General features: G+C 27.8%; 7 protein-coding genes. 6 read left to right on the plus strand and 1 reads right to left on the minus strand.

Annotated elements, in window-relative coordinates:
- Positions 1 to 228 precede the first annotated feature (228 nt).
- The 6 genes from uvrA to JM47_RS03360 all read left to right on the plus strand — a co-directional run bounded on the left by uvrA (position 229) and on the right by JM47_RS03360 (position 10,401).
- Entirely contained in the window at positions 229 to 3,057 is a 2,829-nt protein-coding gene (gene uvrA / locus JM47_RS03335) for an excinuclease ABC subunit UvrA (protein WP_208894958.1), read from the plus strand.
- 17 nt (positions 3,058 to 3,074) lie between these two features.
- On the plus strand, positions 3,075 to 4,880 hold the full coding sequence (locus JM47_RS03340) for a Vmc-like lipoprotein signal peptide domain-containing protein (protein WP_208894959.1): 1,806 nt from the start codon (positions 3,075 to 3,077) through the stop codon (positions 4,878 to 4,880).
- 52 nt (positions 4,881 to 4,932) lie between these two features.
- Positions 4,933 to 5,541, plus strand: a complete 609-nt coding sequence (hpt, locus tag JM47_RS03345; RefSeq protein ID WP_208895290.1) for a hypoxanthine phosphoribosyltransferase — start codon at positions 4,933 to 4,935, stop codon at positions 5,539 to 5,541.
- Positions 5,541 to 7,700, plus strand: a complete 2,160-nt coding sequence (gene ftsH / locus JM47_RS03350; RefSeq protein WP_208894960.1) for an ATP-dependent zinc metalloprotease FtsH — start codon at positions 5,541 to 5,543, stop codon at positions 7,698 to 7,700. The genes hpt and ftsH overlap by 1 nt, the downstream gene beginning before the upstream one ends.
- 323 nt (positions 7,701 to 8,023) lie before the next feature.
- Positions 8,024 to 8,248, plus strand: a complete 225-nt coding sequence (locus JM47_RS03355; RefSeq protein ID WP_038102920.1) for a heavy-metal-associated domain-containing protein — start codon at positions 8,024 to 8,026, stop codon at positions 8,246 to 8,248.
- Between the two features lie 2 nt (positions 8,249 to 8,250).
- Positions 8,251 to 10,401 carry a heavy metal translocating P-type ATPase gene (locus tag JM47_RS03360; RefSeq protein WP_208894961.1) on the plus strand — a complete coding sequence of 717 codons (2,151 nt, stop codon included), beginning with the start codon at positions 8,251 to 8,253 and terminating at the stop codon, positions 10,399 to 10,401.
- A 361-nt stretch (positions 10,402 to 10,762) separates the two neighbouring features.
- Here the strand turns inward: JM47_RS03360 and JM47_RS03365 are convergent, their stop codons facing one another.
- The gene (locus tag JM47_RS03365; protein WP_208894962.1) at positions 10,763 to 13,426 is read right to left on the minus strand and encodes a DEAD/DEAH box helicase family protein; all 2,664 of its coding nucleotides are present in this window, start codon (positions 13,424 to 13,426) and stop codon (positions 10,763 to 10,765) included.
- Between the last annotated feature and the right edge of the window lie 108 nt (positions 13,427 to 13,534).

Genomic DNA, 13,534 nt, shown 5'->3' on the forward strand with positions numbered 1-13,534 from the left:
ATCCTCCTTATACAATGAACTATAAGTTCAATGTATTCAAATATCTCTTTAAATTATTACATATTTAACATACATATGCTTAAAATTGTGTCAATTATTATAAAATAATAAACAATATAAGATATTTATGTTTTTAAGTCCTTATCTAAATAGTAAAATATAAAATTACAAGCAATTTTGATGTGTTTATTTAATTGTAAATAATTACATCATTGAAAGGGATACTTTATGATTGATAAAATCATCATTAAAGGAGCAAGAGAAAACAACTTAAAGAATGTTGATATTGATATTCCTAAAAACAAATTAGTTGTTATAACAGGGGTTTCAGGATCTGGTAAGTCTTCACTTGCTTTTGATACGATTTATACAGAAGGGAAAAGACGATATTTCGAATCTTTATCTAGCTATGCCCGTCAATTTTTAGGGGGAAGCGATAAAGCTGATGTAGAAAGTATTGAAGGATTATCACCAACAATTGCAGTTGATCAAAAATCAACAAGTCACAACCCTAGATCAACAGTTGGAACTGTAACTGAAATCTATGATTACTTAAGAGTTTTATTTGCTCGTGTTGGAACTCCTTATTGCCCTTATAATCATGGTGTTATTGTTGCACATACTCAAAAACAAATGTTAGAGTTTGTACTTAAACAGGAAGCTCGTAAAAAATTAATGATTCTTGCTCCAATCCCAAGTAATGAATTTAGTGATATTGATGAATTAGTTGCTGATTTAAAACAAGAAGGTTATTTAAGAATTAGAGTTAATAATCAACAATATCTTTTAGATGAATATATTAATATCCCTAAAGCTAAAAAGTATAAAGTAGAGATTATTTTAGATCGGGTTATTATTAATCATGATCAACAAACTAAAAGTCGGATCTCTGATTCAATTGAACAAGCAATTAAAAGATCAAATGGTGAAATTATATTTGTGCTTGAAGATCAAGATTTTGCTTTTTCACAAACAGAAAGCTGTCAAGTTTGTGGTTTTAGAATCAATCAAATTGAACCATCTTTATTCTCTTTTAACTCCCCGCTTGGAGCTTGTGAAACTTGTAAAGGATTAGGTTATAATAACTTACCTGATGAAAGAAAAATGATTCCTAATCCAGAGAAATCAATTAATCAGGGTGGAATTGATTTCTTTAAGAATACAGTTAATACCACTAATTTAGATTGACAACGATTTAATTCATTAATTGTTCATTATCAAATTGATAAGAACAAACCTTTAAAAGATCTATCTAAAGAACAAATTAGATTATTGATGTATGGAAGTGATGAACCAATTAGTATTGATATTACTTCAGCTAATAATAAAAAATATTCATCAGTTGATCGAGTCGAAGGAATCTTAGAATTAGTACACAGAAGATATCAAGAAACATCTTCTGAAATGGCACGAGAACACTATAATAAATATTTATCAGAACAAGAGTGTGAAACTTGTTCAGGAAAGAAACTATCTCCCCAAGCTTTATCAATCTTAATCAATAAAAAAGATATTATTGATTTTACTAGATTAAACATTAATGAAGAAATTGATTTCTTATTAAATCTATCTTTAAATAATGAAGAACAACAAATTGCTAATCCGATTATTAAAGAAATTTTAGATCGTTTAGGATTTCTTAAAAATGTTGGTTTAGATTATTTAACTTTAGCTAGATCATCAATGACTTTATCAGGGGGCGAATCGCAACGGATTCGATTAGCTACTCAAATTGGTTCTAAGTTAACTGGAATCTTATATGTTTTAGATGAGCCATCAATTGGATTACATCAAAAAGATAATGAAATGTTAATTCATACTCTTAAAGAAATGAGAGATTTAGGGAATACATTAATTGTTGTTGAACATGATGAAGATACAATGCTAGCAGCTGATTATTTAATCGATGTAGGTCCAGGAGCTGGAGTTTATGGGGGAGAGATTATTGCATTTGGAACTCCACAAGATGTAATAAATAATCCTGATTCAATTACAGGGCAATACTTATCTAAAAAGAAATTCATTCCAGTTCCAACTAAACGAAGGGGTGGAAACGGAGCTAAAGTAATACTAAAAGGAGCTAGTCATAACAATTTAAAAAATGTTAATCTAACGATTCCTTTAAATAAGTTTATTTGTGTAACAGGGGTATCTGGATCTGGTAAATCTTCATTGATTTTTGAAACCCTAGTAAAAGCAATTGAAGCAACTAACTTTAATCCGTTTGTTATTCCTGGTAAGTATTCAAGCTTAATTGGAGCTAATCACATTGATAAAATCGTTGTTGTTAGTCAAGAACCAATTGGTAGAACTTCAAGATCAAATCCAGCAACTTATGTTGGTGTGTTTGATGATATAAGATCAGTTTTTGAACAAACTCCCCAAGCTAAAGAAAGAGGATATTCTAAGAGTCGATTCTCATTTAATGTTAAAGGTGGAAGATGTGAACGATGCCAAGGGGATGGAACTATACGAATTGGGATGCACTTTTTACCTGATGTATATGTAACTTGTGAAGATTGTTTAGGTAAAAGATATAATGATGAAACCCTTGAAGTTAAATATAAAGGTAAATCAATTTATGATGTATTAAAAATGCCAATTGATGAAGCATTATTATTCTTTCAATATTTCCCAGGGATTCATCGTAAACTTCAACTTCTTGTTGATGTTGGGTTAGGTTATTTAGAATTAGGAGCAGATTCAACTACAATTTCAGGTGGAGAAGCTCAACGAATCAAATTAGCCAAATTCTTACAACGTAAACCAACAGGTAAAACTTTATTTGTGCTTGATGAACCAACAACTGGTTTACATATGGAAGATATTGCTAAACTAATTAGTATCTTAAATAAGATTGTTGATAATGGAGATACTGTTTTAGTAATTGAACATAATTTAGATTTAATTAAAGTAGCTGATCATATCATTGATATTGGTCCAAATGGTGGATCTAATGGAGGAGAGATTATAGCTACAGGAACACCAGAACAGCTAATCAACAAAAAAGATATTTCTTATACTGCAAGGTATTTAGAGAAATATTTAAATAAATAATTTAAAAGGTAAATATTATGAAGAAAAGTATTAAGAAATATTTAATAGCATCTAGTGCTATCTTAGTAGCATCTAGTTTAGTAGCAACAGTTGCAGTTGCTTGTACACCAACAAAAAGAACACCTTTAGTAGAAGGTTCAGAGCAAGCTAACCAATCAGGTTCACAAAATAATAATAATAATAATAATAATAATAATAATAATAATGGATCAACATCAAATAGCAAATCATCACTATTTGATTTTGATTTAACTAAAACAAGACCATCATTTGCTGAAAAGCAAAAGATTTATTTAAGTGATAAAAATAAAGAAATTATTAATCAAGAAATTGAAATCTTTAAAAAGAAATTAGCACAAGAAGTGGATTTTGATACTAAACCAGCTAAATTAGTTTGAGATCCATCTAATTTACCTGATCAATTTAAACAAGATCCAAGATTTATGATTGATAATAAGTTTTTAAAAGAAGTAAAACATACTGATATTCGTTTATCTGCTTTTTTACCTTTTGTTAATCAAGGAATAATGCCATTAGTTTCAAAAATTGAACCAAATGAACAAAAGAACTTAGTTACATTATTAGTTAATGAAAAACAAAAAGAAGATCAACCAATTTATGTTAGCTTTAACCCATTTATTATAGGTAATTACTTAAACTCTCCACTTTTCCTTTATGATGTTCAACATGGAATTGTAAGAGATTTATATTGATTTAAAAAAGATCAAAATTCTAAACAATGAAAGCAAGCTACTTTAGAAGGTTTTATTCCTAATAAATCAATTAGACTTCCATCTAGTGAATTATTAAAAGCTCCTGATTTTGATCCAGCAAATGAAAAAACTGTTAATTTAGTTTTAGAGCTTAAGAATGAAAATAATGAAAAGATAACTTTAAATTTAGAAGCTAAACCAAGAGCAATTATTCAACGTGATAATTCAAGAAGATATGTTTATGAAAATCCTGAAGTTAATTTCAGTGAATTAAAAGGTAACAAATTTACTTTTGTTTCACTAAAAGCTAATGGATCAGATAAAGATTTATTACCAGAACAAATTAAACAAAATCCAATCTTTGTTAGATATCAAAAAGATGAAAAAGTTGCACCAGTATTTGGTGTAAGATTAAATACAATTATTGAAGACAGACATGCTTTAAGTTATATAGGTCAATATATAACAGTTGATCGAGTTATCTTTGCTCAAATCCAAAACAGATTAACTAATAATAAAACACCATTCTTCTTTAATAAAAACCTAAAAGAAGTATCAAGATCTGATATTGATAATATTCTTATTCCATACTTCTTTACTAATGATCCATCACTTAATTTAACACTTCGATATGAAGTTTCTGATGTTGATTTAAAGACTCAAGAATTAGCAATTACTGCTGTATTTAAAGATAAAACAACCAATCAAGAATACAGAACTGGAAAAATATTCTTTGGGTTTGATAAGTTTGAAAACTTAGAACAAGAAAAGATCATTTTAAATACAGAATCAAGTCTTTATACTGAACCAGGGTATGATGAAAATACTGATGACGGTAAAAAGAAAATTAAAGAATATTTAGATAAAAATAAGCTAACTTACGATAGTATCAATTCTTATGAACAAATATCAGATATCTGAACTGTAATTCACTCAGAATTTGACTTTGAAAAATTTGAACATCCAAAAATTGGATTAATTAAGAATGATGATAAATCAATTACATTAACAGTTTCTATGAAACAACGATATGTTAATGGTGAAGTTAAAACAAGTGATGATTTTGAAGTAGTTAAACAATTTACTATTAATTACTTTAAAAATAACTAATTAATAAAATGTTATAATAATTAGATAATTTATAGACATTACGCAGGAGATTATCATGGGCATTGATCCAAGAATTAAAGAGGTTCTAGTAACTGAAGAGCAAATTAATGAGCGAATCAGTGCTGCTGCATCATGAATTAATGAAAACTATAAAAACAAACAACCAATTATTGTTGGTATTCTAAAAGGATGTATCCCCTTTATTGGACGTCTTTTACCACAAATTACTGTTGATGTTAAATTAGATTTTATGGCAATCAGTAGTTTTAAGGGTGGAGTAGTTGCGCAATCAGAACCTGAAATTATTACTGATTTAAGATTTGATGTTCAAGGAGAAGACATTATTCTTGTTGAAGATATTGTTGACACTGGACGAACAATTAAAAAAGTAATGGAATTATTAACTTTGCGAGGTGCTAGATCAATTAAGTTAATTACTTTAGTTGATAAAAAAGATGGGCGTAAGGTTGAATTAGAAGCAGACTTTGTTTGTTGAGACATTCCTTTAGTTTTCATAGTTGGGTTTGGTCTTGATTATGAAGAAATCTTGCGTAATCTTCCATATATTGGTGTTCTTAAAGAAGAAGTTTATAAGGAAGATATACTTAAACAAGCACTTAAAGAAGCAGTAGCTAATAAAGAAGAGAGTGAGGATAATTAATGCAAATTAAAAATTGATTAAGAAATCTATTTGCATCAGATCCTAAGGATAGTTCAAAAGAGCCAAATCGAATTGATGATTTAAGCCAACCAAAACCACAAAACAAAACTCCAGAAAATAAACGACGTAGAAACCAAAAAATCATTACTTGAATTATTGTAATAGCACTTATTAGTACAATCGTTGGTGTGATCATCTACTTTGCAACACGTCGACCTTATGATGAAGTTTTTGTTAAACAAGCACAAACTGAACAAAGAGTTGTTAAGATTACAAAAGCTAATCCAACTAATGATTATTCACAACCTGAAGTTCTTACTTTTGATGAAAATAATATTCGTAATGCAGAAGTAACAATTAAAACAGGTAATAGTTATCGTGTTGTTGCTTCAACAATCAATTCTCCTAAGAAATTTTCATTCACAGTTGTTAAAGAAGGAATTGAGAAGTTTAGAATTGGTGAAACATTAATTCATGTTCCAATTAATCAAACTACAACTGGTTCAGAAACAAATAACTGAAATTGATTCATTGGTATTATTTTAGAAAAAGCAAAATTACCAAATCCTGGATTTAATCCACAAGTTATTATTTCACCATTAATCTCTATTATCTTTATAGCGATTATGATCTATGTAATGTCTCGAATGGCTCGTGCTCAAAATGAGTCATTACTAGGGACAGGAAAAACTAATGCTAAACTAACTAAATCAAATGTTCGATTTACAGATGTTGCAGGGATTGCTGAAGTTAAACAAGAATTAATTGAAATTGTTGACTTCTTAAAAGATCCGCGTAAATATGTAGCAGCTGGGGCAAGAATTCCTAAAGGGGTTATTTTATATGGTCCTCCAGGAACTGGTAAAACATTAATTGCTAAAGCTGTAGCTGGAGAAGCTAATGTACCTTTCTTCCAAACAACAGGTTCTGCTTTTGAAGATACATTTGTTGGGGTTGGTGCTAGAAGAATTAGAGAATTATTTGAAAAAGCACGTAAAGCTGCACCTGCTATTATCTTCATTGATGAAATTGATTCAGTTGCTAAAAAACGTGGTAATTCATTAACCGCAGTTCAAGATCAAACAATTAACCAATTATTATCAGAACTTGATGGGTTTGAAACATCAAGTGGGGTAATTGTAATGGCTGCAACTAACCGTCTTGATACATTAGATGATGCTGTATTAAGACCAGGACGTTTTGATCGTCATATTTCTGTTAACTTACCTGATATTGCAGAACGTGAACAAATTCTAAAAATTCATTCACGTAACAAAAACTTATCAGCTAAAGTTAATTTAAAAGATATTGCTCGTCGTACACCAGGGTTCTCAGGTGCTCAGCTTGAAAACACTTTAAATGAAGCTGCTTTATTATCAGTGCGTGATAACAAAACTGTTATTACAATGAAACACTTAGATGAAGCGATTGATCGTGTAATTGCAGGACCTTCTCGTCCAAACAAAGTAATTACAGATCGTGAACGTAAACAAATTGCTTACCACGAAGCTGGACATGCTCTTGTTGGATTATATACACCTGGTGTTGATGTTGTTCAAAAGATCACAATTGTTGCACGTGGACGTGCTGCTGGTTATACTTTACAAACACCAGAAAAACAAGAAAACATCTTACAACGTAAACTTGATTTAATTGGTCGAATCCGTGTTGCTTTAGGGGGACGTGCTGCTGAAGAATTAATCTTTGGTGTTGATGAAATCACAACCGGAGCAGCTAATGACTTCTATAAGATTACATTAATTGCTAGAGCAATGGTTGCTTCTTATGGAATGACTTCACTTGGTCTTACTCAACACATTCTAACTGAAGGTGTAGAAAACCCATACCGTAACAACTACTCAGAACAAACAGCTCAACAAATCGATGTTGAAGTTGAAAAAATTATTCAACAAGAATATGCTTTTGTTAAGGAATTAATTCTAAAACACCGTGATGAAATGGATATGATTGTTGAAACATTACTAGAACTTGAAACAATCTTAAAACCACAAATTGATTACATCCACGAACACAAAGAATTACCTAAAGAAGTAATTGAAGCTCGTGAAAAACGATTAGCTGATGAAGCTAAGAAATCAGATGATGATGCTGAAGAAGCTGATGTAGTTGATGAACAGTCAACTAATAAACAAAATTAATTAAATAGTTAATAACAAACAAAAATACCAGGCATTAAGCTTGGTATTTTTTCTTAGTATATCTAACTAAATTCATAATTGATACAACCACTAAAAAGAGATTAGTGATGATTTAGCAGATTTAAAATAAACATAGATTTTAACAATATAACTATTCAAATAATATCAATAAAAATAGATTGATTTAAAATAAGGAACATAATTAGTTCCATTTATAAGTATATCTTAGTAGGTAGATAAATAATTGGAACAAAAACAGATATAAAAAGTGGAACATTTAAAAATATTTATGCTATTATTTTTTACATCCAGGAGGTAATAATATGACCTATCTTCTTTTAACATCAAGCAATATGCATTGTGGATCTTGTGCTACAAACATAAGAGATGCACTAAAAGAGTTTGAACTTAGTAATCTAAATGTAAATATTTTAAGTAATGAAATCGAAGTTGAATTTGATGAAAATAATTATCAAATACAACAAATTCTAGATTCTTTAAGTAAGCATGGATTTAGTTCTGAAATTGTTGAACAATATAAATATTAATTATGATTTTAGCTAAAATATCAAAACGTTTTAAAAGTTTACCTGCTATTAAACAGAATTATTACCATTCATTAACTAAAACAGTTTTAGGTTTAGTTATCTCTTTACCATTAATGGTATTAGAGATGATTATTATGTTTAAAGGCCATAATTTGTTTGATTTAAAAGGTAGTGTTATTTATAATTGAACCATTTTTGCAATTAGTATTTTTGTAGTATTTGGCTTAGGGTTTAATTTCTTTAGAGATGCTTTTTATGAGATCTTTAAATGGAAACGATTAGGAATGAATATTCTAATCAGTTTATCAACTTTTATCGGGTTTGCTTATAGTGTTTATATTACAATCGATTTAACAATTAGTTTTGCAAATGCAAGTGGATTAAACCATCATAAGAGTGGTTTTTTTGAAACTGTTTGTATGATTGTAGCAACAATGAATGTTGGTTCACTTGTTAATGATCGAATTAAACTTAAAGCTAATCAAGATGTTAAAGCACTTAATAATTTACAAATCAAAACCTATCATGCATATGATCTAGAAACTAAAACAACAGAAACAAAAGCTGTTTATGGTTGTGCACTTAATGAATATGTACTAGTTAAAAAGGGAGAAATTATTCCTTTAGATGGAATTTTATATTCAGAGATTTGTGAAGTTGATGAATCTTCATTAACAGGAGAAGCTAGACCAATTATTAAGAAACAAAATGATAATTTGATTTCTGGATGTATTAATATTGGTGATCCATTTGTTTATAAAGTAACTAAAACATATGCTAATTCAACCATTAAAAAAATTATTAATGGGGTTAATAAGATTGCTAACTCTAAACCAAAGATTCAACAAATTGCTGATAAGATTTCAATGTGATTTACACCAATTATTTTATTAGCAGCAATTCTTGCTTTTTTATTGCAAATGTTTGTTCCTGCGATTGAACAACTACCAATTGCTTTTAGTAATATTGAATTACATAACATTGGATATAGTAAAGTAGATAAAGCAATTTTTGTTAGTGTTGCGGTATTAGTTATCTCTTGTCCTTGTGCTTTTGGGATTGCTATTCCTTTAGCTGTATTAATTGGAGCAAGCAAGGGTGCTAAGAATGGAATCATGTTTAATAATGCTAACATCTTTGAAAAAATCAAATCAATCAATGCTGTTGCTTTTGATAAAACAGGTACTTTAACTAATGGAGTTTTAGAACTAGTTAATATCAAAGGTGATCAATCTGATTTAGATATTATCTATGCTCTTGAAAACACTTCTTTACACCCCTTAGCTAAATCTTTTATTAAGTATGCTAAAGCTAATAATATTAATTTATCTAATAAGATTAGTAATATTAAAGAAATAGCTGGTGTTGGTATATTTGGATATGATCAAAACAATAACCAATATTGTTTAACATCAGTTCAATATGCTAAAACTAATAAGTTTGTTTTTGATCAATCTATTAATCAAACAATTAATGATGATACTAATAACAATGAATTAATTAGTTATGTTGTTTATAGTGTTAATAATCAAGTTAAAACTTTATTAATGTTCTCTGATCAAATCAGAGCAGATGCTTATGAAACTATTAAATTATTAAAACATCATAACATTGATGTTTATATGATTAGTGGAGATAATGAACAAACAGTTAAAAAGATTGCTAATGATTTAGATATTAATCATTACTATTATGAAATTAAACCAGAACAAAAAGCAGAAATCATTGAACAGATTCAAAAAGATAATAAATCAGTAATTTATGTTGGAGATGGAATCAATGATCTATTGGCTTTAAAACAGGCTGATTTATCAATCTCTATTGATATTCATAATAAAGCAGCTAATTCAATATCAGATATTAATTTATTAAACAATGATATTTTAAATATCTTTAAAGTAATTAAATTAACTAAGATTACAAGAAAGTTTATTTGATCTAGTTTAATGTGAGCATTTGGATATAACCTTTTATTTATTCCTTTAGCTATTGTTGGTATTATTCCAGCTTTTATAGCTGTATTAATTATGGCTACAAGTGATATTGCAGTTGTATTAAACTCTTTATTATTTAAAGGATTAAGAATTAAAGTAGCTAATTCTAAAACAGCACATAAATTAAGATTGAATACTATTAAAGATAAAAGAATATAAGATAAAAACCAGATAATGTAGAAGAGATTAATTCTTACATTGTCTTGTTTTTAGTTGTTGATAAGGGTAGGGATAGGGTTTATTAAGAAATTGATGATTTTTAATTAAGAGTAAATAGTTAGAACAAAAGGTATTTCTACTGTTAAGTTAAAGAAAACAAGATCTAGCTGGTCACAATCTAACTCACTATAAATCCAATCAATCATAAAGCATGCAATGAAATAAATATCCACTCATCTTAGAATAAGTTAATTATGTTTATAAAACATTATTATAAGTTTTTGATTTGTTAACTAATATTTCAATCCAAAACATAACCAGTAATCAGCAAATGACCACTAGCTATCTTTTTATAAATAAATTATTTAGTGTTATTGACTCTTTTTATATAACTTTCTATATCACCAATGATTTTATTTCAGTTTTCATCATTAGTATTGGCTTCACGATTGAAAAAATGTGAACCAAATATTTTATAGTTTTTATCATATAATGTTAAATCATCTGCAATTTCATGCTTATCTTTTATTGCTAATAAAAATTCTTCTTTTCATTTATCTAAAGCCTCAATATGCTCACCTTTAGCTTCAGCATATATTTGAAATAAGTAACTCTTCTTCTCATTTTTATTTTGAATTAATAATAAGAAGTCAGGTTCAAACCTTTCTCCTTTATCAAAAGAATAAATAGCAAGTTCAGGAATTCGTTCATTTCTAATTAAATAGAAATCAATCCCATCTATTTCTTCAAGTTCAGGTTTAATTTTCTCATTAAAATATTTTATGAAATCTTTTTCTTCTGTTGTACCGTAATTATCATTGTACACATATCAATTTTCATTACTTAAATTCAATCGATATTCTTGTTTGTCTGCATTGGTTTGAGAATTACCATGTCCATCATTTTTTGTTGGTTTAGAAATATTAATTATTTTATCTTTAATTACATCAGCTATTCTATGAGCATAAAATTGTGTTGTTCCTTCATATTCTTGTTTTAAATTAGAAAGATATGAAGCAATGTTACTAAATGAATGAACAAGAGATTTAAAAAGATCAATAGCTCTAATTTTATTTGTAGAAGATTCGATTTCTAATTGATTATTTCCTAATCAATTTTCACTTGTTAAGAACTCTCTTAAACTTTTTAAGTTAGGATATTTTTCTTTTAAATAGTCAAAGTTTAGTTCCTTATAAGAAGCTGCGGCTGCAGAGATGATGTGGTAGTCAATATCTTTAAATGTAAATGTTTTTTGTTTGTGTTCTTGTTTTGATGTTTGTTCATCTTTTGTTAATAAGTTATAAACAGAACCGCTGTTAGTAATATTATTTAGTTTATAAAAATACTTTTTAATCTGTTGTTTAGTTTCTAAAACATTGTTGTATGATTTTTTAACAACTCTTTTATTAGAAAAAACAAACCCATTATTATAGATATCGGTTTCTTTAAAACTATCTTTTAATTTGTATTCGATTTTAGTAGATTCTTCATCTAATAAACCAGATTTTTCTAATGCTTTTTTTAGTTCATAAATATATGCAGAGTCATTTTTAGAGTGGAAATACATTGTTTCAAGAAGACGATATTTATTACCTACATCTGCATCATATTTACGTTTAAATCGTTCTTGTTCTTCGTTAATTAAAAAAGGACAATAACGAGCACCACGACCAATTAATTGAGCTTCTTTAATAGTATAAGCACCAACCTTGCCAGGTTTTCCACTTCCCTGTCTTGTATCATAAAGTCTTACTATATCAAATAGATTTAAAACATCTCATCCTTCGTTTAGCATATCAACAGCAAATATAAAACGAATGTTGTTATTTTTATCTTCTAATGAATTAAGTTTAAGTTGATTTTCTTTAGTATTATCTTTAGTATTATTAATTAATAAAGAATTTTCTTTACTAAAACTATTTTTAAGTGATTGAATTAAGAAGTTTAATCCGTTTTCTTTGGAACTAAAATATTCTATTGCTTGAGTTAAAGCTTCTATGTTTGCTGTTTTTAGATTAGTAATTTCAGCTGAACTTAATTTATTTAAGTTTTTAAAGAACGAGTCATAAAAATCTTCGGATTCTGCGATCTTTTGAGATTTAAATAAAACAACAGGTTTGATGTTGGTCTTAGCATCGATGAATAGATATTTACGATATTCACTCATAATCATAGCCATCAATGATCGTTCTCATGTATCTGATGATGTTGCAAAGTTAGCAAAATCTTTTGTATACTTAGATTCTCTAAATTTTAATAATGGATAATCATAGATAATCTTATCTATATATTTTTCTCTAACATTTTTATCATTTAAATCTGCTGTAGCTGTGAACTCTAATAACACATTATCTTTGTTTTTATTAAAAACTTTCATAACTGAGTATTCTCAAGAATTAAAGTTTTCTTTTTGTGGTGAAGACATTTTAGTTATTGTGTTGATGTGATGTGATTCATCAGAAATAAAAACAATTTTATTATCATCAAAGTCGTGATAAGTTATTGAATTTTCTTTAGATTGGTTTAAATCTAAATGAAGTTTTTGAGTCGTTGTAAAACAAATATTGATTTCATCAGTTATTAAAGAATTGGTTAATGAAAAGTTATCAACTTGATTCACTTTCAACTTTTGCCCTAAATAAATTAGTTCATCACTAAATAAATACTTACTTGATGAACTATTTAAAAAGTTATCTTTTGTTTTTTCTAGAATGTTTGTTTGGTTAACAAAAAACAAGAAGTTTCTATAACCTTTTTGAAATAAATAAAGGATAAGTCCCGCCATAATTACAGTCTTACCAGATCCAGTAGCCATATGGAACAAAGTATGGATATTCTTATTTTTATTTTGGCTTTCTTTTTCATAATATGTTATGAAATATCTAAGTGCATCTTTTTGGTAATCTCTAAGTTCGATCCGAGATGATAAACTTTTTTCAACGAAATCTGGCAATTCCTTTAAAAGATTATCCTCTTTTAAATAATCATATTTTTTATATAAATAATCTTTATTTTCTTTACTCATTACTTATCACCATAAAAAGCCTTATTGAAATTCTTATCGTTTTCACTAATGTTATATTCAGCATCTTCAATGCTTGAATAGTTTACATATAGTTTGTTTTTATCAATT

The sequence above is a fragment of the Ureaplasma diversum genome (assembly GCF_000941095.1).
GTDB lineage: Bacteria > Bacillota_I > Bacilli_A > Mycoplasmatales > Mycoplasmoidaceae > Ureaplasma > Ureaplasma diversum.